A 20,953-nucleotide genomic window follows, 5' to 3' on the forward strand; every position below is an offset into this window, starting at 1 on the left:
GCCGTGAAGGTCGCCGCTGCCCAGTACGCCCCCACCGCCGACGTCGGCGCCAACCTCGAGGTCATCGAGTCGATGACCGCTGAGGCGGCGGACGCCGGCGCCAAACTCGTCGTCTTCCCCGAGGAGGCGATGGTCCCCGCCGAGGCCGCGGGCAAGCCGCTGCACTCGGCGGCCGAGGCCCACTGGCCCGGCTTCCTCGCCGGGCTCTCCCGGATCGCCACCGAGCACGGTGCCGCGGTCGTCGCCGGCGGCTACGAGCCGAGCGGCGGCTCGCTTCCCTACAACACCATCGCGGCCGTCTCCGCGGACGGTGAACTTCTCGGCCGCTACCGCAAGATGCACCTGTACGACGCCTTCGACTACCGTGAGTCACGTGAAGTGCAGCGCGGTGACGAGGGCCCGGTCGTGGTCCGGATCGGCGAATTCAACGTCGGTCTGGTCAACTGCTACGACCTGCGCTTCCCCGAGTTCACACGGACGCTGGTCGAGATGGGTGCCGATCTACTGTCGGTGTCGGCGGCCTGGGTGCGCGGCCCGCTCAAGGAAGACCACTGGACGACTCTGCTGCGCACCCGTGCGATCGAGAACACCTGCTGGGTGGTGGCGTCGTCGCTGACGACGCCCGACTGCATCGGGATGAGCATGGCCGTCGACCCGCTGGGCGTGGTGCGTGCCGCGCTCGGCGAGGAGGAGCGGTCGCTGCTCGTCGTCGAGGCGGACAAGCAGCGTATCGACCGCGCCCGCACGGTGTTGCCCGTGCTCCGCAACCGTCGCATCATCATCGGCCCGAGGTGACCATCATGCCGCTGGACATCCGTGAACTGACCGAAGTGCCGCCCCTGGACGATGCGCTGGCGGCACGTCTGGCCAGGGTGGATTTCCCCACCCTCGGGCACTACCTGGAGGAGGGGTTCTGCGATCCGGCGCTGCGGCGCTTGGCTGGCGGCCGGCTCGTCGGCCGGGCGGTCACCGTGCGGATCACCGCCACCGACTCGACGCTGCTGCACCATGCGGCGGGGCTCGTCGGTCCGGGTGACGTGGTGGTCGTCGACTGCGGCGGCGACCGCAGGCACGCGCCGCTCGGTGAGGTCGTGGTGCACGCGCTGGCCGCCCGGGGGGCGGCCGGTGCCGTCGTGGACGGCGTGTGCACCGACATCGGCGCCCTGCGGGACGTGGGACTCCCCGTGTTCGCGTACGGCACCTCGCTGCTGACCACCAAGCTGCACGGCATCGCCGACGGCTCCCTCAACGCGCCCGTGCACTGCGGGGGCGTTCCGGTGCGGGCGGGTGACCTCGTCCTCGGCGACGAGAACGGTCTGCTGATCGCGCCCGCCGCGCACCTCGCCGCCGTCGTCGAGGAGGCACTGGCCGACGACGCCGAGGAACCCGACCTCATCGCCGAACTGCACGGGGGGCACCCCCTGGGCACCCTCACCGGGGCGACCCGCACGATAGCCGGGCTCCGCGGCCCCACCCCCACCACCGCGTGACCCGAGCCGTCCCGGCCACGCACGCACCCGACCCGCAAGGAAGCACATCCATGTTCCTCAAGGCAGCCGTCAACGGTGGCCGAACCCGCGCCGAGCACCCGGCAGTACCGGTCACGGCGCGGCAGATCGCCGCCGACACCAGGGCCGTTCTCACGGCCGGCGCCGATGTCGTCCATCTGCACGTCCGCACACCTGACGGGGGGCAGACCATCGCACCCGACGCTCTCGCGGAGGTGCTGCGCGCCGTGCGCTCGACGGCGCCGGGCGCGATCGTCGGGACGACCACGGGACTGTGGACCTGCTCGAACCCCGAGGAACGTTACGGCCTGGTCGAGTCCTGGGAATTCCTGCCGGACTTCGCGTCGGTCGCGTTCAGCGAGATCGGCGCGGCGGAGACGGCGGAGCTGGTTCTGGCCCGGGGCATGACGCTGGAGAGCGCGGTGTGGAGCGTCGATGACGTGCCCGCGCTGCTGGCCTCGCCCACCCTCGCGGACAACGTGCGGATCCTCATCGAGCCGATGGACGAGGACCCCGGCACGGCCGTGGACCACGCACGGGAGATGGCGGCGATGATCCGGGCCGCGGGTGTGGTGTGCCCGTTGCTGTACCACGGTGAGGCGGACTCCACCTGGCCGGTGCTGCGAGCCGCGCTCGCCGACGGCCACCAGGCCCGGATCGGCTTCGAGGACGGCACTCTGCTCCCGGACGGCACGACCGCCCGGGACAACGCCGAACTCGTCGCGGCAGCACGGGCGTTGGCCGACCGTACGCCGCCCGTCGCTTGATCTCCGGTCAAACGCATTCATCGACGGGCCGGCCGCGCTGCGCCGCGTCCGGCCCTGATGGCACCGTCTCCTGGTCTTCCCAGGTCATCCCGGCATTGCTGCTGGGCGGGTGCCGACCGTTCGAAGCCGCGCAGGTCACGCACCGTTGCGCGTCCAAAGCTGCTGCGGCACGGAAGCTGAGCCAGAACCCGCTGTCTTACCTGACCAGCGGGTCGGCGATCGGCAGCACCCTCTCAAGGGCGGCCACCCGTGCGTCGCGGACCTCCTGCCCCGTGCTGTCGGCGACGCAGCCCACGGTCTCGGGGCGCAGGTCGAGGCCGAGATCGGCGTACCCCACCTCGAGCTCGGGGCGCACCCGCGACGGCCGCCTTCAGCTCACGCGATGCACTGCTGCCCGGCCTGGCAGAAGCCGCAGCGTCTTGTGCACCGGTCACCGCCGATGAGAAAGGTTGCCTGGCCCGCCGAGCTGTCCCTCCGCACCCCACGGGGACACGGAATCGTCGCCGTCGGCACCGGGGACCCCGCCCACGCCGTCGCGGAAGCCGTGACCCGGCCGCGGCAGTGGACTCCTGGCACGCACGACCCCGGTCGTCGCCGCCACCGACGCTCCACTGCGCCCCGTACCCGACGAGGAAATCGACGAACTGCCCGACCTCGGACCGGCGTTCACATCGTCGCGATGTGTCGCCACCTCGTGGCCCGGGCGGAACACAAAGGCCCGGAAACGCCTTTGTACCCCTCAGATACGCCTTCGCTTCCCCTGCACGATCCACGCTCCCGGTCCGGCGCCCGCGCCGACCTCGTGGACGGGTGCACCGACGCGGTCGGCGACGCCGTCTGGGGAAACCGCCTGCGGCCCTGGCACACACAGGCTCTCCGGTGCACGGGTCCAGCAGAAGCACCTGACCGCGGAACACCCGGGCCACCTCCGGCCTCGCTCGACGCTGCGGGCGGCGCTCATCGGGAAGACTCGACGGAGCAGTACAGACGGACGATGGACGGAGATCGCCGTCTACCGGATGTGAGGGTCCTCGTCACCGACCCCGAGGGGTGGGCCGGCACCGGCTCGCTCCTCGCGGTACCGCCACGGCCCTCAGCGCATTGTCACAACTCCGCACGCCTCCACGCGGTCGACTGATTTCCGATCGATACCCAGCAACAATCCGCACATGCACAGCATCTTCATCGCCATGCTCCGGGTCGGCATCGCCGCGGCCATGCTGCTCGGACTCTTCGGCCAGATCGTGGTCATCCCGACGACGGCTACCGACGAGGTCGACCGCTTCCCGCCCTACGAACCCTTCGCGGCGCCCTATGTGACGGTCGCGATAGCCCTCGTCCTCTGTGTCCAGGTCGCGCTCGGCGCGGTGTGGATGCTGCTCACCATGGTCGAACGGGACGCGATCTTCACCTGGCGCGCCTTCCGCCTGGTCGACACCGTCATCGGCGCGGCGCTGGTGGCGACCCTGCTGATGGCCGGGGTGAGCGCGCATGTCGCGCTGGCCGACATCCCCTCCCCCGGCGATGGCATGGACGTGATCAGCGCGCTGGGCGCCGCGACGGTGGCGACGGCGGTGGGGGCCGCATTCATGATGCTGGTGGTCGTGATGCGTGGCCTGCTGCTCAAGGCGACCAACCTCCAGTCCGAGTCGGCGAAGGTCGCGTGATGGCGGTCGTCGTCGACCTGGACGCCGCGCGCGCCCGGCGCGGCCGTGGGTGTCCATATCGGTGCTGACCGCCCCGACACTACTGCGGGAACGCTTCGCCGAGGACCTCAGCATCGGTGAACTGGCGCAGGTTGCCGGATGCAGCCGCTATGTCCTGTACCGCTGTTTCCGCACCGCCTACGGCTTCGCACCGAGCGAGTACCAACGCGACTTGAGACTGCGTCGTGCCAGGGCTCTGCTGGCCGGCGGCACAGCACCGTCGTCGACGGCGGCCGAGACCGGCTTTGCCGACCAGGCCCACCTCACAAGCTACTTCACACATACATACGGCATGACACCCAGCGCCTACCGCACGGCGGCACACGGCGGACAAGCCCATGTCAGGCCTATTAGTGTGATCACCGGCGATCCACGTCCGACATCAGGAGCAACATGACAGAAGCCGACCGGTACGAAGCCCTCGAAGAATTCGTCGTCGCCTGGTAAAGGGCGGGCGAGGACGCTCTCGTGAGCGGCTGCTGGAGACCCACCGCGCTGGAGCGGAAGATCGTGGACGACGTCCTGAAGGTCACCATGGTGCCGGCCGTCGGTGAACCGCCTTACGACGACGAGCCGTTGTGGTGTCCCCTGACGTGTGTGACCCGGTGGGCGGCCGCATTCCGGCTGGCCGCACTCGCCGGCCGATGGGATCTTCCGCGGGACGCCGGTCCTCCCGCCGGGTACGAGAACGTCGACCTGGAGAAGCTGATGGGCGGGCTCTACCCGTTCCCGGTGGCGGGAACGCTCATCCAGTCCCTCAACGACAACGACTACGGCCTGTGGTCCACCGTGCTGCCCGGCCAGATTCCGGACTCCGACGGCCCGCAGACCGGCCAGTTCTTCGGCGGCGAGCCCTACGCCTTCCGCTTCTCCACCCCCAGCGGATCGGCCGTCACCGACGTGAGGGTCGGCGACGGCCTGGTGGAGCGCTCGGTGCGGGCCGTCTCGTCCGCGACGGAGACGATGCCGCTGATCCTCAAGGAGTCCGACCGGGTGGTCTTCTCCAACGGCACCATCGTGCCGTTGGGCGGCTCGGCCTCCGCCACCGCGACCGGCGTCGACCTGCACCGCGGCCCCGGCGTCGTACACATCCGCTGGGGCGAGCCCCATCCCGCCACCATCGCGGCGGCCTCGATCAAATACCTGGGCGGCACCCGAAGGATGCACATCCTGAAGGTCCCCCACGCCGGCACGATCGACGTGACCGTCCGACTCGCCTACTGACAACCGGTCTCTCGGCACTCCGCGACCTTGAGGAACACTTGGTCCTGGTGAGTGCGTTTGGTAGGTCGCGGCAGGTCAGAGGTTCAGTGGCCATGCGTGTGAGCGTGTCAGGATCCGCTCGTGGATGACGATGTGTTGAGAAGGCCGTCGCGGATGACCTATCTGGGACGGGTCGCGCACGGCGGCCCATCCCAGGTAGCTCTCGTCAGAGGGTGGTGGCGGCTTCCGTCGCCGCCGACCGGCCTTCGCGCAGCCGGAACTCCTGCCCCGCCAGCTCCTCGTACAGTCGCATGGGGCTCATCTCGCCGGCTAGCTCCCCGTGTTGGGACTTGGAGCGTCGGTAGATCTGCTCGACGAGCGCCGACAGTTCGGTGGAGACGCCGAGGTCGCGGCCGAGGTCGACGGCGAGCCCCAGGTCCTTGCAGGCGAGCGCCATGGCGAACGAGTCGTCGTAGTCACCGTCGTCGAGGACACACAGGATGTCGTGCTCCAAGAAGTTGGACGCGGCGGGGCTGGCGAGCAGTGCGTCGCGCAGCATCCCGAGGTCGACACCCGCCTTCACCCCCATGGCGAGCACCTCGGACGACGCCGTCAGGTGGCTGAACCAGAGCAGGTTGATCATGAGTTTGACGGTGTAGCCCGCGCCCAACGGGCCTACGTGCAGGATGCGTTCGGCGTCTCCCATGACCCGCAGCACAGGCAGGGCGGTGCGGAAGTCGTCGTCGCTGCCGCCGGCGAAGATCTGCAGCGTGCCGGCCTCGGCGCCACGCGCCATGCCGCTCACCGGGGCGTCGAGGCGGCGCACCCCGCGCCGGTCGAGTACTTCGGCGGCGACCCGGTCGGCGGCGGCCGGAGTGGACGTCGACATATCGATCCACAGGGCGCCGGGGGGCAGAGCCTCCGCGCCGCCGCCGCGCAGCAGCACGTCCTCGACGGTGCGCGGGTTCGGCAGCATCGTCACGAGGACCTCGGCGTCACTCGCGCACTGCGCGGGGGTCTCGGCCCAGACGGCGCCGAGCGTGACATGCTCGGCCGCGGCCTCCGGGCGGGAGTCGTGCACGGTCACCTGGTGCCCGGCCTGAATCAGATGACGGGCCATGTGGCGGCCCATGTTGCCCAGGCCGATGAAACCGATCCTCATGGTGGTCCTCGCTGCAACTGTGTAAGTGGTACGCATGGAAAGGGAGTTGGGGGATGGTTCAGGCCTGCGGTGTCGAGGCGGCGAGCTGCTCGTCGGACGGGGTGTAGAAGGGGTTCGTGACACCCTGCTTCGCCGCCTCGAGGACGTCGTCGGCCGTCGGTTTGCCCTCGACGGCGGCGCGCAGCGCCTGGTATGCGGCGGTCCGTTGATTACGGAAGGACTCGTCGAGGTCGTGCACCGCGGGGTTGACCCACACCGCGGCGATGATCAGTAGGTCGTCCGTGTCCTCCGCGGGGATCACCCCGTCGGCCACCGCATCGGCGACACCCTGCGCGAGCCCGGCCTGGGCCGAGCCCCAGGTGGCTCGCTCGTGCAACTCTCCATCGACAGGGGCCTTGTTGACGAACAAGGTGAGCGGCTTCACCGGCACGGACGGGCGCATCACCGCCATGAACGGGACGTGGCCCGCGCTGGGAGTGGCGAGTGCTGTCGCCCACGCGGTCTCGACCGGGCCGCCCTTGCGGCCGAGGACGACATTGGTGTGCGCGGCGTTCGCGCCGTCACCGACGAAGGACTCGCCGATGAGGGTGCTCACGGCACAAGGTGCAGAAGGGGCAGTAGAGGGCATGGAGATACTCCCGTGCGAGGGCTGGGGTGGACCAGACGTGGGTGGGAAGACGGCACGCGCGTTAGCGTGAAGGTGAAGGTGAAAGCGCAGGTGGGTGGGAGTCCAACAGCCTTATGTGATTCGGGCGTTGATGGGCGTGATGGATCCGTTCCCGGTGGCCGGCAGCGGGGCCGAGTTCCCGTCCGGCTGCGTCGGCTTGTCCCGGAACCTAAGGTGCCCGTCCCGGGGCGGGCAAGTCCGTCCCCGGAATCGAAACCGGTGTTGCTCTGCGCGCAACCGCATTCCTGACCAGGTGATTCTTCCGTAGTCATGGTGCGACGCGCTTACGATGCGGACGTGAACACCTCCGAAGACGCCCCGGTCGCCCGCACTCAGGGCCACGGTCTGCGCCGGGACATAGCCCTGCTCGAAGCCCTGGGCTCGCCCGAGGCACACCACTTTGGCGGCCTCGGCGTGAATCGCATTGCCCAGCTGGTGGGGCGGGAGAAGAGCCAGGTCTCCCGCGCGCTGAAGGCACTCGCGCAGGAGGGCCTGGTGGAGCGCGACCCCGACACGCTCGAGTATCGGCTGGGCTGGCGGCTGTTCTCGCTGGTCGCACGGACCTCGGAGAGTCGGCTCGTGCGCGTGGCGGGCGCCGTGATGCACCGGCTGTCCGTGGACCTGGAGGAGACCAGTCACCTGTGCGTTCTGCACGACCAGGAGGTGCGCACCCTGCTGTCGGTCTCAGGGCATTCCTACCGGCTGCGCGAGTGGGAGGGGCGCGGGGTGCCCGCATGGACCAGTTCGGCCGGGCCTGTGCTGCTGCAAGGGGCGACCCCCGACGAGTTGTACGTCCGCTTCGGTGCGACCGACGAGGTGTCCGTGCCCGCGCTGTGGGCCCGGGTCCGCCAGGCTCAGGTCGAGGGATTCGCACGGGAGATCGAGGAGTTCGAGCCGGGCCTGGTGGGCGTCTCCGCGCCGGTGCACGATTTCCGCGGCCGGGTGATCGCCGCATTGAACGTGACCGCCCCCGCCGACCGTTTCGAAACCCGCCTCGACCACGCGGGACGTACCACCGCGCAGGCCGCGGCGACGATCTCCGCCCAGCTCGGGTGGGACCCGGGCGGCTCTCGGTAGCCCGCGACAGGCCCGGCCGGGGTTGCCCTGAGCGCAACCCTTGTTGCGATCGCCTTTCGCGTCTTGTTCAGGCGCGTGAACGACTCGTACATTCCTCGCGTCCCGGCCCTGACGCGGCGCCAGAGACGCCAGAGAAGCCGCGCATCGATCCGCCGGGACCGGTTCCGCTTTTTTGGCGCACCCGTTCCCGTGCCCGTCCTTCGCCGGCCCACCCCCCGCCGGTCCTCGTCCCTCATCTGACGCCGCAGGCTGCCCGAATGCGTCCGCGGCACGGCTGAAAGAGCTTCTCGTGGTCAACGACAACACACTTGCCGTCTCTGTCGGCACCATTGCCAAATCCCCCTACGGAGAAGGTGACTTGTTGATCGGCGGCCAGTGGCGCCCGGCCGCCGACGGCCGTACGTACCCGGTGCACGACCCGGCCACCGGGCAGGTCGTGCGCGAGGTCGGCGCAGCCGGTGAACAGGACGCCCGGGACGCGGTCGACGCCGCACAGGCCGTGGCCGACGCCTGGCATCGCACCGCTCCGCGGGCCCGCGCCGATGTGCTGATGCGCGCCTTCGCGCTGATGCACCAGCACCAGGACGCCCTCGCTCGCCTCATCACCCTGGAGAACGGCAAGGCCTACCGTGACGCCGCCGCCGAAGTGGCTTACGCCGCCGAGTTCTTCCGCTGGTTCGCCGAGGAGGCCGTGCGCATCGGCTCATCCTTCGGACAGGCACCGGCGGGCGGCTACCGGCACGTCGTGATCAAGCAACCGGTCGGTGTGACCGCCTTCGTCACGCCGTGGAACTTCCCCGCGGCGATGGCCACGCGCAAGATCGCCCCTGCGCTCGCGGCCGGCTGCCCGGTCCTCCTCAAGCCCGCCCCCGAGACCCCGCTCACCGCGCTCGCCGTCGCCGCCCTCCTCCACGAGGCGGGCCTGCCGGCCGGCCTGCTCAACGTCCTGCCGACGGACCGCGCCCCCGAAACCGTGGCCCCCTGGCTGACCGACGAGCGGGTCCGCAAGTTCTCCTTCACCGGCTCCACCGCCACCGGTCGCGCTCTGCTCGCGCAGGCCGCCGGCAACGTCGTCAACGTGACCATGGAACTCGGCGGCAACGCGCCCTTCGTCGTCCTCGACGATGCCGACATCGACGCCGCCGTACGCGGAGCCATGGATGCCAAGATGCGCGGAGGTGGTGAGGTGTGCATCGCCGCCAACCGGTTCTACGTCCATGAGTCCGTCGCCGCAGAGTTCACCGAGAAGTTCGGCGCCGCGATGCGAGCCGTCAAAGCGGGCCCCGGTCTGGCCGAGGGTGTCACGCTCGGACCGATGATCAACCCGGCGGCCGTCGAGAAGATCTCCGCGCTCGTCGCCGACGCCGTCACCAAGGGCGCGAGGGTCACCGCTCAGGGCGAGATCCCGCAAGGCGGCGGCTGGTACTACCCGGCCACCGTCCTCACCGACGTCCCGGCCGACGCCGAGATGCTGCACACCGAGGTCTTCGGCCCGGTGGCGCCCCTCGTCACGTTCACCGACGAGAACGAGATGGTTGCCGCCGCCAACGCCACGGCGTACGGCCTCGCCTCGTACGTCTTCACCCGCGACCTGACCCGCGGCCTGCGCCTCGCCGAACGCCTGGAGGCGGGCATGGTCGGCCTCAACCGCGGTCTGATCTCCGACCCGGCGGCCCCGTTCGGCGGCGTCAAGCAGTCCGGCATCGGGCGTGAGGGCGGCCGCGAGGGCATCGAGGCGTTCCTGGAAACCAAGTACGTCGCCCTGGAGTGGCCCGCAGTCTGACCCGTGGGCCCCGCCAGGCCCGACGTCCCTGTCTGCCCCCGACCCTGTCCTGCCCCGCCCCCGGAAGGAACCCCCATGGCAATGACGCCAGTCACCGACGGTCCCGACGCGTCGCCCCAGGCGACCGCCGCCCGAGAGCGGGCCAGGCTGCACTTGCGGCTGAAAGCGGCGACCCAGATCGGTCAGGGCCTGGACGGGTACGTCATCGGCGGCATCGGCGTGGCGATGAGCGCGCTCACCGCCGACCTCGGCCTGAGTACGCTCGAGCAGGGGCTGGTCGGGGCGTCACCGCTGATCGGCATCTTCTTCGGCGGCCCGTTCTTCGGCTGGTGCGCGGACCGCTTCGGCCGCCGCCCGGTGTTCATGGTCGACATGCTGATCTTCCTCGTCGTCTCCATCCTGCAGTTCTTCGTCGCCGACGGCGCCCAACTCTTTGTGATCCGCCTGGTCATGGGCCTCGCGATCGGAGGTGAATACGCGGTCGGAGCGCCCCTGCTGTCCGAGTACGCCCCCAGCAAGGGCCGCGGCCGACTGCTGTCCACCCTGGAGATCAGCTGGTATGCGGGGTATGCCCTGGCCACCGTCGTCGGCGCCGTGTTCGCCTCCGTCGACGGCGGCTGGCGCTGGTCCCTGTCCAGCGGCGCCGTGCTCGCCCTCGTGTGCATCCTGCTCCGCGGCGGCGTCCCCGAGTCGGCCCGCTGGCTGCTCAGCAGGGGACGTACCAACGAGGCACAGGTACTCATAGACCGGTACGGGATCGAGGTCGACGCCGACGCCGAACTGGCCGACGGCGTCGCGAAGCCCGGATTCCGCGCCCTGTTCAGTCGCGCACACCTGCGGGCCACCGTCTTCGCCAGCGTCTTCTGGGCCGCGCTCGTCCTGCCGTACTTCGCGATCGGTTCCTTCTGGGGCGAGGTCTTCGAAGCCCTGCGCATGGGCGACAACGCGGTCGCCGCGCTCCTGCTGTACTCGTTCACGGCCGTCGCCGGAGTGAGCCTGGGCTGTCTGGTCGTCGACCGGATCGGTCGCCGCAAGCTGCTGATCCCGCCGTTCTGGATCACTGCCGCCGCGCTCGCCCTGGTCGCGCTGTTCCCCGACGTGACGCCGGTCGTGGTGGGCGGCTTCCTGTTCTTCATCTTCCTCAACGCCGCTTCCAGCGCCCTGACCGCCGTCTACCCCCTGGAGGTCTTCCCGACCTCGCTACGCACCACCGGCGTCGGCTTCGCCGCCGCGATGAGCCGTGTCGGCGCGGCCATCGGTACCTTCCTGCTGCCGATGGGCCTCGAGCACTTCGGCGCGAGCTTCGTGCTCCTGCTCGGCGCCGGCGTCCTCGCGATCGGCGGCGTGGTCTCGCACTTCCTCGCACCGGAGACCACCGATATGGACCTTGCGCATTCCGCACGCACGGTCCACTGACACCCGCCGTAGGCTGTGCGGAACAATCTGTACCGCACAGCCTCATGCCGTTCCTGGAGGTCCCCTTTGGCTCCTTTGGACACCCCGTCCCTGCCCGCGCTCCTGGAGGAGCACCCGGTCGCCGCCAGCGTGAAGAACGAGGCGGACCTTCAGGCCGTGCTGCGCGCGGACTGCAAGATTGTCTTCCTGCTGTACGGCACCGTCCTCGACCTGCCGGCGGTTGTGCACAGGCTGAAGGACGCAGGGCGGATCGTCCTGGTCAACGTCGATCTGCTGGAGGGGTTCGCCGGCAAGGAGATAGTCGTCCGTTACATCAAGGAGCGCACCGATGCCGACGGCATCCTCAGCTCCAAGGCGTTCATGGTGCGCGCCGCCCGCGAGCTGGGGCTCTTCGCGGTGCACCGGTTCTTCCTCATCGACTCGATGTCGTACCGCAATCTGGCCCCGCAGGTCAGGCAGTCGAAAGCGGACTGTGTCGAGATCCTGCCGGGCTGCATGCCCCGGGTGATCTCGTGGGTGGTCGCCGACATCGACGTACCACTGATCGCCGGGGGCCTGGTCTGCGACCGCGACGACGTGTTCGCCGCGCTGAAGGCGGGTGCGAGCGCCATCGCCTCGTCGAACCATGACGTGTGGGCCATGTAAACCCGGTATTGACAGTCGTGATCTTCCGGGCCTACTTTTGCTGAGCGGCGCGATGGTGACCGCACTCGATGGACAACCACATATCGGCCCGCGGGAGATGAGTGCTGCGCTCATATTCCCGGGCAGTTACTAGAGACCAGAGAACAGTAACCTTCCGAATTTTCACGGAAGTTTGCTGTTCTTTTTTTGCGCATCAATGTCCACTTTGCACGGATCGCCCGTTGCTCTACGAGGAGGTGGCAGGTGACCAAAAACCCGCAATGTTCGCCTTCCTGTCATGGCGTTGATCGGCTCGGTCCTCGCCATGCTCACCATCCGCGCCCGGGAGCGGGAACGGGAGTTCCGCAAGCCCGCCGCCGAGACCGTGCCCGCGCCGGCCGCCGCCCGACCTCGCTGCCGTACATCGTCGTACACGCAAGGAAAGAGTCCGCTCCCCATGGAAATCACCGAGTTCAACCGCGACTTCTTCTCCCTCGACGGGAAGAACGCCATCGTCACCGGAGGTAACACCGGCCTGGGCCAGGCCTTCGCGCTGGCCCTCGCCAAGGCGGGCGCCAATGTCTTCGTCCCTTCCATCGCCGACGACGACGGCACCACCCGCAAGCTCATCGAGGGCGAGGGCGTGCGATACGAGTTCCTCGAGACCGACCTGACCAAGCCCGGCGCGGCCAAGCAGGTCATCGACACCTGCGTGGAGCGTCTCGGCTCGCTCGACATCCTCGTGAACTCCGCCGGCATGTGCATCAACCGCGAGGTGCAGGAATTCGGCCGCGAACAGTGGGACCCGATGGTGGCCCTCAACCTCACAGCTGCGTTCGAGCTGAGCCGTGAGGCGATCCGCCATCTGATCCCGCAGCGCTCCGGCAAGATCATCAATATCGCGTCGATGTTCTCTTTTCTCGGTGGTCAGTGGTCCCCGGCCTACGCCGCCACCAAGCACGGCATCGCCGGCTTCACCAAGGCGTACTGCGACGAGCTCGCCCAGTACAACATCCAGGTCAACGCGATCGCACCCGGCTACTTCGCCACGAAGATCACCGAGCAGACGAGGGCCGACCCCGAGACCAACCAGCGCGTCCTGGACCACATCCCGGCGGGCCGCTGGGGCGACGTAGCCGAACTGATGGGCACGACGGTATTCCTCGCGTCCCGCGCATCGGAATACGTCAACGGCCACGTTCTCCCGGTCGACGGAGGCTATCTGGTCCGCTGACACCGAAGACCGCACCACCCACCCGACCACACGCACCACGCCGAAGGCAGAGGTAATTCCATGCCCAAGTCGCTCTCGAAGCTCGCCCGTCCGGACATCGTCGAGCAGCTGAAGGGGCTCGTGGCCGGCGACCAGATCGTCGTCGACGAGCAGCAGCTCAAGGAGGCGAGTGTCGACCGCTTCAAGAAGTACCAGTCGGTTCACGGCATCTTCGACGGCCCGATCCCGGCCGCGATCGTCAACGCTCGCTCCACCGAGGACGTACAGAAGGTTCTCGCCTTCGCCAACGACAACAAGATCAATGTCGTCGCCCGCACCGGCCGCACCGGCACCGAAGGCGGCCTGGAGACCGCCATCGAGGACACCATCGTGCTCGACGGCTCCGGCATCAACGAGATCTTCGAGATCGACATCGAGAACATGCAGGCCACGGTCGGCTGCGGTGTCCAGCTCCAGGTCCTTGAGGACGAGCTGCGCAAGCAGGGACTGACGACCGGTCACTCGCCGCAGTCCAAGCCGCTCGCCCAGTACGGCGGCCTGGTCTCCACCCGCTCGATCGGCCAGTTCTCCACCCTCTACGGAGCCATCGAGGACATGGTCGTCGGCCTGGAGGCGGTCTTCGCCGACGGTTCGGTCACCCGCATCAAGAGCGTCCCGCGCCGCTCGGCCGGCCCGGACATCCGCCACATCGTCATCGGCAACGAGGGTGCCCTCTGCTACATCACCGAGGTCACCGTCAAAATCTTCAAGTACATGCCGGGGAACAACGAGTTCCACGGCTTCCTCGTCGACGACATGACCACCGGTATCTCGGTGATTCGTGAGGTCGTCACCAACGGCTTCAATCCGTCCGTGGTCCGCGTGTACTCGCCCGAGGACGCCCGCCAGCACTTCGCCGACTTCTACGACAACAAGGTCGTCGTCGTCTTCGTCGCCGAGGGCCCCAAGAGCATCGTCAAAGCGACGTCCGAGGAGATCACGCGCGTCATCGACCAGTACCCGCATGTCAAGGTCGACCCGAAGCGCATCGAGAACTGGTTCGACAATCTCAACTGGGGCCAGGACAAGATCGAGGCCGAGAAGCAGGTCATGCTCGCCCAGGCCGAGCTCGGTTACACCACCGAGGTGTCGGTCGACTGGTCGCGCACGGTCGAGCTGTACGACAACGTCATGGGCCGGATCCGGAACGAATACCCGCACGCCGCCGACCTGACAATGCTCGGCGCCCACTCCTCGCACTCGTACCAGACGGGCACGAACCTGTACTTCGTCTACGGCTACAAGATCAACTGTGAGCCCCGCGAAGAGATCCACAAGTATCACATCCCGCTCAACGCGATCATCGTCGAGGAGGCCCTGAAGGCCCACGGCTCGATCGTCCACCACCACGGCATCGGCAAGTACCGCGCCCCGTGGGCCGCCGAGGAGCACGGCAGCGCGTACGCGATCCTGACCAAGCTCAAGGAGACGTTCGACCCCAACGGGATCATGAACAAGGGCACGATCTTCCCGATCGAAGGCTGATGCCTCTCCTTTAATTCCGCGCGGCCGGTCGGCCCTGAGTTGCCGACCGCGCCGGCACCCCCGACCTTCTTCGCCTCGCGACTTCTCCGGAGTGGGCATGACCAGCACCCGTCCCCGCTACTTCATCGGCATCGACAACGGCTCCCAGTCGTCGAAGGTGACCGTGTTCGATGCCCGAGGCCGAGCTGTGAGCGTGGGACGGGCCGAGCTGCGCCCGTACGACACTCCGCGCCCCGGTGTGGTGGAGCATCCCGACGACGACCTGTGGACGTCGATCGGCGAGGCGAGCCGCGCCGCGATGGCTGCCTTCGACGGGGACGTGGCGGACATCGTGGGTGTGGGTCTGTGCACGATCCGCTTCTGCCGAGCCGTCCTCAAGGCCGACGGCACCCTCGCCCAGCAGGTGATGAGCTGGATGGACGACCGGGTCGGCAGGCCGTACGCGCCGACCAACCCTGAGGCCGCGTACGTCACGACCTCCTCCGGCTACATCAGCCACCGCATGACCGGCAACTTCCGGGACACGGCTGCCAATTACGCGGGCATGTGGCCGCTCGACCCGAAGAACATGCACTGGACGGACGACGAGGCGGCGTACGCGAAGTGCGGCATCCCGCGCTCGATGCTCTTCGATCTCGTGCAGCCTGGCGACATCCTCGGCCCGGTGACGGAATCGGCGTCCGCGCACACCGGCATCCCGGCGGGTGTCCCCGTCGTAGCGACCGCCAACGACAAGGCAGTTGAGGCCCTGGGATGCGGCCTGCGCACCCCCGACACGCTGCTCGTCTCGCTCGGTACGTACGTCGCAGGCATGGCCACCGGCCCGCGCCACATCGCCAACCCCTCCGGCTTCTGGACCAATTACGCCTCTCAACCGTACGCCTACCTCTACGAGTCGGGCGGTGTGCGGCGCGGCATGTGGACGGTCAGCTGGTACCGGGACCTGCTCGGTGAGGAGGCGTCCGGGCACGCCCGGCAGCTCGACCTGTCCGCCGAGGACTACCTCAACGCCGAGGCGAGCAAAGTGCCGCCGGGCTCCGACGGCCTGATGACGGTGCTCGACTGGCTCGCCCCCGACGAGGCTCCGTTTCGCAAGGGCAGCCTGCTCGGCTTCGACGGACGCCACGGCCGCTTCCACATCTATCGCTCGATCCTCGAATCGCTCGCCATGACCATCCACGACACCGCGACGCGGATGACGGCGGAACTGGGCACCGAGTACCGGGAAGTCATCGTCTCCGGCGGTGGCGCGCATTCGGACCTGATGATGCAGATCCACGCGGACGTGCACGGCATCCCGGCCCGGCGAGCGGAGGCCTCGAGCGCGGCCGGACTGGGCTCGGCGATCTGCGCGGCCGTGGGCCTGGGCGCGTACGCCGACTTCGGCGAGGCGGTCGCGGCCATGGTTCGCCCCGGCGAGATCTTCCTGCCGAGCCAGGCCCACCACCATCTCTACCGGCGCCTGGAGAAGGTGCACCGTGAGGTGCACGGTCACACCGATGCCATCTACCGGCGCACCTACGACATCTTCGGCTGACCCGGGAGGGGAGTGGTGCGTCGTGCGTGTAGCCGCCCTGGATGGCGATCCTCGGGCCACGGTCGGGAGCCCGGCTGTCGGAAGGAAATTCTCCGGCACACCGAACCTCCCCCAGGCATTCCACATCTTCAGGTGCGTAGGCGCGCACTGACCTCGCGCGCTGATTCGTATTCGAGGAGAACCCGAAACTTCATGAAGAGCAAGCTGACTGCATTGGCCCTTGCGGCCGTCGTCGTCGCCGGCACTGCCGCTACCGCCGTCCCGGCCTCGGGCGCCCCGGCCAAGGCCAAGCCGACCCGCTGCCACACTGCTGACATGAAGGCCGGCTTCGCCATGGGGGATGACGCGAAGCCGGAGATGAAGCAGACCAAGAAGCAGACCCAGGCGTACATCTGGTTCACCAACAAGAGCAAGCGGACCTGCACCCTGTCCGGCTTCGCCGGTGTCGACATGATCGGCGCTCAGAAAACCGACGGCACCTGGTCGCTGGCCCGCTCCTCCAAGAAGCCCCCGAAGATGACACTGGACCAGGGGGACGCGGTGGACTTCAGCATCAAACTGCTCCCGGTCGCCAAGTCGACGCCTCAGAAAGAGAAGTTCGTTCCGGCGAAGTTCCTGGTCACCGCGCCGAACGAGAAGGAGCACTTCACCCTGAAGTGGCCGTTTGGCGGCCAGCTCCTCAAGCAGGACGGCGCCACCCACCCGGCCACCTACCTCAACCCGATCGGGCTGTAACCAACTGGGCAGCCTCTGAGCTTCCCTTCAGCGTCGCTTGTGGCCACCGCAGGACTCCCGGAGTGAGTTCCACAAGGCGAAGACCTTGTCGTACTCGCCGCGTCGTTCGGCGTAGCGCTGGAGCTTCACCTGTTCGACGAGGATCTCGTGCGCGTCCGGCTGGGTTTCGAACAGGGTGATGACGTTGTCGGCGAAGCCGTCGAGGGGGATGGCGCGCGGGTCGGCGGCGGTGTCGACGCGCCGGCATCGCCGCGCACCGTGATGTGCGCAGTCACAGCACTAGGGTCCGTCTTCAAACGGATCTTGCCCAGAGCAGGAATGAGGCGAGAGAGACCGCTGCTTCGTAGGAGGTGGCGGTCTTGTCGTATCGGGTGGCGATGCCGCGGAAGCTCTTGAGCCGGTTGAAGCAGCGTTCGACGGTGTTGCGCCGACGGTAGATCTCTCGGTCGAACCGCGGCGGGCGGCCGCCGTCACGGCCCCGGTTACGACGGTGGCGTTGCTGGTCCCGCTTCTCGGGAATGGTGTGGCCGATGCCGCGCTTGCGGAGGTAGGCGCGGGAGGCGTAGGCCTTGTCTGCGACCACGTGGTCCGGTCGGCAGCGCGGTCGGCCCCGACCGATGCGGGGCACTCGGATCCGTTCGAGGAGTGGGCGTGCGCAGATGCCGTCGTGGCGCTGGCCGGCCGTCAGCAGGACGGCCGGCCGGCGTTCCTCGCCGATGCCGGCTACCAAGGGCTGGGTGCCCAGACCGGCGGGCGGGTGGTGACACCACCGCACCGCAACTTCAAGAAGAACGCCCCCGACTGGTACGAGGAGATGTACGAACGGCAGCGCAAGGCACATTCCTCACGCCGTATCCGGGTCGAGCACGGCATCGCCCACCTGAAGAACTGGCGGGCCCTGGCCAGCCACCTCGGCCGCCGCGAGCACATCAGCGACACCGTCCAGGCCGTCGCCGTCCTGCTCTCCCACCAACAGACCGCGGACCTGATCCCGGCACGGCAGGTGTGAACACCGAGCCTCACCGAAGCCCTCGACGCCTCACTGCCTACCGTGCACGAACTCGTTAGAGATCGAGATGTCGGCTGAAGGAACCATGGCAGGCCAACACCCGTACCAGGTGTCGATCACATGATGACTCTGCACTTCGAACACTGCAGCTCAGAGCCTTGCCAATGTCGTAACTACATCGAAGACGGACACCCCTGAGTGGTCGGGTAGCCGGATCACGTTGCCGTGACCCGGCAGCCTCAGAATCGGACGTGCTTTCGTGTGGACGAGGCGATCGATCATCGCGGTCGCGACGGCGCTGTCGGCGAAGGGCTCCCCCCGGCGTCCGGAGAGGCCGGAAAGGCGGCTGCCGCAAGTGCCCCCGCGCGCAGCCGCTGCAGGGCCGACAATTGGTTCGTTCGGCCTTGCAACACGGTACGTTCCACGTCGGCCTGCACTGCGGAGACGGTGTGCCCGATCCCGATCTTCTGCTGGCAGTCAGCATCGGTTTTGGCCAGGCTGAGTTCCCGGCCGATCAGCCTGCGCGGTATCGCCGAGTTGTTCTCGATTCCTGCCAGTTCGCTGTTGATGGTCTGGGGTGGGCTGTCGAGTGCTTGCTCGGGTGACCCGGCGCTGCGCATGCACTCACGCCAGGCGTCCTGAGCCGACAGGTACCGGTTATCCTTCCTGACCTCGAGCACGACTTCGTTGGTCAGCACCTGAAAGGTGTTGTACAGACGCTCGTAGTCGGCGCCGTACAGCTGGATCTCAGCACGGGATACACACGAATCGGTGTTGTAGTAGTACTCCTGGTGCGCTGGCAGCGGGACATACACCCTATGGCTCGTGCTTCCGAGCAAGGCTGTGTGCCAACCCGGAACGGATGCGTCCTTCACGTTCCGGTCCGCTTGTCCTGCCGTCGCTTCGTTGAGCGCCGAACTGGTCAGGCCGAACCCGTCGGTTTTGGCCTGCGTTGGTGTGAGCAGACCATAGGGATTTGCGTCCAGTACGTGGGAACCCGACGCCAGCGGCTGAGGGCCGTAGTCGAACCCACGCGACCTCATGCACTGTGCAACGAATTGCTCCTCCGCTGTATGCAGAAGGGCCCGCTGCTGCGCGTTGAAATAGGTGACCCCACCGAACGGGCGGGATGGTGGCTCCGCTGGACCGGCGCCGCCGGATGCTTGGCATCCGGCGGCGCACAGTCCAAGGAGCAGCCCCGCCGTCGCGAGGCGTTTCCTGGGCCCCATCGCCGCGGTCAGTAGGTGCACCACTTGTTCGACTCGATGTGCGGCAGGTTCGAGCCGATAGTGGTCCAGCCCGTGCCCCGGTTCAAGTTGTACGCGGGGGCGCCGTAGTTCTTGGCACCGTACACCGTCACGTTGCAGCTGCCGCCGTTGTTGTACAGCGAGCCCCCCTGGGCGTTGTAGAAATTGGCGTACATCGTCAGGTCGGGGTTGTCCTCCCTGACTTTCTGGACCCCGTGGCCCGAGGCGTTGGTGTAGCTGGGCAGCCAGTAGGCGCACAGGTAGGTGGAGGGGCAGTCGGAGGGAGCGGCGCTTGCGGCGGTGGGCGCCACGACAGCACCCCCGAGGGCAGCGACCCCCAACAGTGCGGTAACTGCCATGCGCTTGAGTGTCATGATGGTCCATTCTGCGCGGAGGGGCCGCTGGCGGCAGGCTCCGCGCCTACTCGTCGGATGGTGTCGTTCTTCGTGGGCCGTACTTTGCTGGCACTGGTTGATCCAGCACCTGCCATTGAACGAGTGCCTGCGGCGCTCCCAAGCGGGAAGGTCATCGCCGCCAAGTTGGCTGCGGCTACCCGATCATCTCGGGAGGCCATCCGCAGTGCCTTAGCGAGGTGCGCCAGGTACTTGGCTTTGTGTGCCAGTCAGGGTGCTGTGGTGGTGCGCTTGGTCCCTGTACCCGCTGGGGGTGATGCCGTGCAGAGTACGGAAGGCGCGGGTGAAGTCCGCGGGGTGGGCAAATCCCCAGCGTGCTGCGATGGCCTGGATGGGTACGTGACGCTTCAAAGGGTCAGCAAGGTCTCGGCGGCAGCGTTCGAGGCGTTGGCCACGTATCCAGGAACGGACAGTCACACCGTGCTGCTGGAAAAGCCTGTGCAGTGAGCGAACCGAGATGTGGTGGGCGGCTGCTATCTCACCCGCAGTGAGGGTGGTGTCGCCCAGGTGACGCTCGATGAACGAGGTGATGCGCATGTACAGGACGCGTTGACGGGATTCGCAGGGAATGTCGTTCTCACGCTCCAGGAAGTGCGCCAGTGCAGCCGTGACCAAGTCCAGGCCGACGGTGCCGAGCCGCGCGGCGTCATGCGGCGTGTAGCTGGTGCTGCCGTCTGTCAGGTGGGTGAGGAAATTTGTCAGCAGGCGTCCGATGCCCTGATCTCCAGGAAGGGGACGGCAGATGAGGTGATCGACGTGGCGGGCTGCTAAGGGGAGCAACGTCCGGGGAAACTGAATGAGGATGTTGCCGCCGTCAGCGTAGGTATCGAAGGGGCGCGAGCTTTCGAAGAGCAGGAGTTCACCCGGTCGGAGCGCAGCGCGATTGCGACTCTGCTCGATCGCATGTGGGCCGGAGTTCGTGACGCCGAAGGCAAGGATTTCCGGGTCCGAGGCGCGGATCAGCTTCGGGGTCCTCCGTGTGAGGAAGGACGAGTACGCCATCGCTGACACCTGGACCGCTCCCAGCGGCATCGTGCTGAACCACCCGCAGAAGACATCTGTACCGATCAGCTTGAACGATGTCGGCATCAGCGCATCCGCGGTGACGTTCTCCCACGCTGAAAGAGCATCCCGCGCCGGGACGTCGTTGCTGTCGAAGACCTTCTCCACGGATCTCTCCCCCCAGCCCTGCGGCTTGGCACCGCGCTGAGCTTCCTCGTGCCAGGCCCTGGTCGGCCGTCCCTTCGTCTCCTCCCAGATGGTCCTCCCGGACCAGTTCAACCTGCGGGGCATCCCAATCACGTGACTCGAAGACGTTCGCCCGGTGGCGCATTTTCCGCG

At 67.9% G+C, this 20,953-nt stretch carries 22 protein-coding genes; 15 read left to right on the forward strand and 7 right to left on the reverse strand.

The genetic code is table 11. The features are described from left to right. Positions 1 to 3 precede the first annotated feature (3 nt). The 3 genes from CP978_RS00930 to CP978_RS00940 are packed head-to-tail and all read left to right on the forward strand — an operon-like array spanning position 4 to position 2,275. The gene (locus CP978_RS00930) at positions 4 to 795 is read left to right on the forward strand and encodes a carbon-nitrogen hydrolase family protein (protein WP_043436767.1); all 792 of its coding nucleotides are present in this window, start codon (positions 4 to 6) and stop codon (positions 793 to 795) included. Positions 796 to 800: 5 nt separating this feature from the next. Then, positions 801 to 1,490: an RraA family protein gene (locus CP978_RS00935; protein WP_052453897.1), complete on the forward strand. Its 690-nt coding sequence runs from the start codon at positions 801 to 803 to the stop codon at positions 1,488 to 1,490. A gap of 50 nt (positions 1,491 to 1,540) precedes the next feature. Continuing rightward, positions 1,541 to 2,275, forward strand: a complete 735-nt coding sequence (locus CP978_RS00940) for a 3-keto-5-aminohexanoate cleavage protein (protein WP_043436769.1) — start codon at positions 1,541 to 1,543, stop codon at positions 2,273 to 2,275. A gap of 196 nt (positions 2,276 to 2,471) precedes the next feature. On the opposite strand, the gene CP978_RS34725 is transcribed toward CP978_RS00940, so the two are convergent. Then, positions 2,472 to 2,630, reverse strand: a complete 159-nt coding sequence (locus tag CP978_RS34725; RefSeq protein WP_158508301.1) for a hypothetical protein — start codon at positions 2,628 to 2,630, stop codon at positions 2,472 to 2,474. Positions 2,631 to 3,444: 814 nt separating this feature from the next. Between CP978_RS34725 and CP978_RS00945 the strand changes: the two genes are divergently transcribed. The 3 genes from CP978_RS00945 (at position 3,445) to CP978_RS00955 (ending at position 5,205) form a co-directional block, all read left to right on the forward strand. Next, entirely contained in the window at positions 3,445 to 3,942 is a 498-nt protein-coding gene (locus CP978_RS00945) for a DUF2975 domain-containing protein (RefSeq protein ID WP_043436772.1), read from the forward strand. Positions 3,943 to 4,003: 61 nt separating this feature from the next. Further along, entirely contained in the window at positions 4,004 to 4,378 is a 375-nt protein-coding gene (locus CP978_RS00950; RefSeq protein WP_227745271.1) for a helix-turn-helix domain-containing protein, read from the forward strand. 71 nt (positions 4,379 to 4,449) lie between these two features. Further along, a complete protein-coding gene (locus tag CP978_RS00955) occupies positions 4,450 to 5,205 on the forward strand; it encodes a hypothetical protein (RefSeq protein ID WP_043436774.1) in 756 nt (251 codons plus the stop codon). Positions 5,206 to 5,410: 205 nt separating this feature from the next. On the opposite strand, the gene CP978_RS00960 is transcribed toward CP978_RS00955, so the two are convergent. Both CP978_RS00960 and fae read right to left on the reverse strand, forming a co-directional pair. Beyond that, a complete protein-coding gene (locus tag CP978_RS00960; RefSeq protein ID WP_052453898.1) occupies positions 5,411 to 6,346 on the reverse strand; it encodes an NAD(P)-dependent oxidoreductase in 936 nt (311 codons plus the stop codon). 58 nt (positions 6,347 to 6,404) lie between these two features. Next, a complete protein-coding gene (gene fae, locus CP978_RS00965) occupies positions 6,405 to 6,941 on the reverse strand; it encodes a formaldehyde-activating enzyme (protein WP_227745272.1) in 537 nt (178 codons plus the stop codon). Positions 6,942 to 7,310: 369 nt separating this feature from the next. On the opposite strand from fae, the gene CP978_RS00970 reads away from it, so the two are divergent. From CP978_RS00970 to CP978_RS01005, 8 genes are all read left to right on the forward strand, one after another. After that, positions 7,311 to 8,090 (forward strand): IclR family transcriptional regulator, encoded by a 780-nt coding sequence (locus tag CP978_RS00970; RefSeq protein ID WP_043447841.1) that lies wholly within the window; start codon positions 7,311 to 7,313, stop codon positions 8,088 to 8,090. A gap of 358 nt (positions 8,091 to 8,448) precedes the next feature. Beyond that, positions 8,449 to 9,873 (forward strand): NAD-dependent succinate-semialdehyde dehydrogenase, encoded by a 1,425-nt coding sequence (locus CP978_RS00975; RefSeq protein WP_227745273.1) that lies wholly within the window; start codon positions 8,449 to 8,451, stop codon positions 9,871 to 9,873. Positions 9,874 to 9,948: 75 nt separating this feature from the next. Further along, positions 9,949 to 11,289 carry an MFS transporter gene (locus CP978_RS00980; protein WP_043436778.1) on the forward strand — a complete coding sequence of 447 codons (1,341 nt, stop codon included), beginning with the start codon at positions 9,949 to 9,951 and terminating at the stop codon, positions 11,287 to 11,289. 66 nt (positions 11,290 to 11,355) lie between these two features. After that, positions 11,356 to 11,934, forward strand: coding sequence for a glycerol-3-phosphate responsive antiterminator (locus tag CP978_RS00985; RefSeq protein ID WP_227745274.1), 579 nt, complete (start codon positions 11,356 to 11,358; stop codon positions 11,932 to 11,934). Between the two features lie 277 nt (positions 11,935 to 12,211). Beyond that, positions 12,212 to 13,147, forward strand: coding sequence for an SDR family NAD(P)-dependent oxidoreductase (locus CP978_RS00990; RefSeq protein WP_249044194.1), 936 nt, complete (start codon positions 12,212 to 12,214; stop codon positions 13,145 to 13,147). A gap of 60 nt (positions 13,148 to 13,207) precedes the next feature. Further along, the gene (locus CP978_RS00995) at positions 13,208 to 14,671 is read left to right on the forward strand and encodes an FAD-binding oxidoreductase (RefSeq protein ID WP_043436782.1); all 1,464 of its coding nucleotides are present in this window, start codon (positions 13,208 to 13,210) and stop codon (positions 14,669 to 14,671) included. 97 nt (positions 14,672 to 14,768) lie between these two features. Further along, positions 14,769 to 16,208 carry an FGGY-family carbohydrate kinase gene (locus CP978_RS01000; protein ID WP_043436783.1) on the forward strand — a complete coding sequence of 480 codons (1,440 nt, stop codon included), beginning with the start codon at positions 14,769 to 14,771 and terminating at the stop codon, positions 16,206 to 16,208. Positions 16,209 to 16,400: 192 nt separating this feature from the next. Next, a complete protein-coding gene (locus tag CP978_RS01005; RefSeq protein ID WP_043436784.1) occupies positions 16,401 to 16,943 on the forward strand; it encodes a DUF4232 domain-containing protein in 543 nt (180 codons plus the stop codon). Positions 16,944 to 17,235: 292 nt separating this feature from the next. Here CP978_RS01005 and CP978_RS01015 read toward each other — a convergent pair whose 3' ends face one another. Next, a complete protein-coding gene (locus CP978_RS01015) occupies positions 17,236 to 17,718 on the reverse strand; it encodes a transposase (protein WP_170307421.1) in 483 nt (160 codons plus the stop codon). Between CP978_RS01015 and CP978_RS01020 the strand changes: the two genes are divergently transcribed. Then, positions 17,611 to 17,952 (forward strand): transposase family protein, encoded by a 342-nt coding sequence (locus tag CP978_RS01020; protein WP_043447847.1) that lies wholly within the window; start codon positions 17,611 to 17,613, stop codon positions 17,950 to 17,952. The two genes, CP978_RS01015 and CP978_RS01020, sit on opposite strands and share 108 nt — an antisense overlap. Before the next feature lie 278 nt (positions 17,953 to 18,230). On the opposite strand, the gene CP978_RS01025 is transcribed toward CP978_RS01020, so the two are convergent. From CP978_RS01025 to CP978_RS01035, 3 genes are all read right to left on the reverse strand, one after another. After that, complete coding sequence (locus CP978_RS01025) at positions 18,231 to 19,205, reverse strand: hypothetical protein (RefSeq protein WP_174498596.1); 975 nt, start codon at positions 19,203 to 19,205, stop codon at positions 18,231 to 18,233. After that, entirely contained in the window at positions 19,190 to 19,558 is a 369-nt protein-coding gene (locus tag CP978_RS01030; protein WP_227745275.1) for a peptidase inhibitor family I36 protein, read from the reverse strand. The genes CP978_RS01025 and CP978_RS01030 overlap by 16 nt, the downstream gene beginning before the upstream one ends. A gap of 225 nt (positions 19,559 to 19,783) precedes the next feature. Beyond that, complete coding sequence (locus CP978_RS01035) at positions 19,784 to 20,782, reverse strand: helix-turn-helix domain-containing protein (protein ID WP_043447851.1); 999 nt, start codon at positions 20,780 to 20,782, stop codon at positions 19,784 to 19,786. Between the last annotated feature and the right edge of the window lie 171 nt (positions 20,783 to 20,953).

It is taken from the genome of Streptomyces nodosus (assembly GCF_008704995.1).
GTDB lineage: Bacteria > Actinomycetota > Actinomycetes > Streptomycetales > Streptomycetaceae > Streptomyces > Streptomyces nodosus.

Bases quoted from the DNA above. Each gene is read 5' to 3' on its own strand.
- CP978_RS00945 (WP_043436772.1), top strand. From the start codon at position 3,445: ATGCACAGCATCTTCATCGCCATGCTCCGGGTCGGCATCGCCGCGGCC.
- CP978_RS00940 (WP_043436769.1), top strand. From the start codon at position 1,541: ATGTTCCTCAAGGCAGCCGTCAACGGTGGCCGAACCCGCGCCGAGCAC.
- CP978_RS01005 (WP_043436784.1), top strand. From the start codon at position 16,401: ATGAAGAGCAAGCTGACTGCATTGGCCCTTGCGGCCGTCGTCGTCGCC.
- CP978_RS01000 (WP_043436783.1), top strand. From the start codon at position 14,769: ATGACCAGCACCCGTCCCCGCTACTTCATCGGCATCGACAACGGCTCC.
- CP978_RS00935 (WP_052453897.1), top strand. From the start codon at position 801: ATGCCGCTGGACATCCGTGAACTGACCGAAGTGCCGCCCCTGGACGAT.
- CP978_RS00980 (WP_043436778.1), top strand. From the start codon at position 9,949: ATGGCAATGACGCCAGTCACCGACGGTCCCGACGCGTCGCCCCAGGCG.
- CP978_RS00960 (WP_052453898.1), bottom strand. From the start codon at position 6,346: ATGAGGATCGGTTTCATCGGCCTGGGCAACATGGGCCGCCACATGGCC.
- CP978_RS01030 (WP_227745275.1), bottom strand. From the start codon at position 19,558: ATGGCAGTTACCGCACTGTTGGGGGTCGCTGCCCTCGGGGGTGCTGTC.
- CP978_RS00995 (WP_043436782.1), top strand. From the start codon at position 13,208: ATGCCCAAGTCGCTCTCGAAGCTCGCCCGTCCGGACATCGTCGAGCAG.
- CP978_RS00990 (WP_249044194.1), top strand. From the start codon at position 12,212: ATGGCGTTGATCGGCTCGGTCCTCGCCATGCTCACCATCCGCGCCCGG.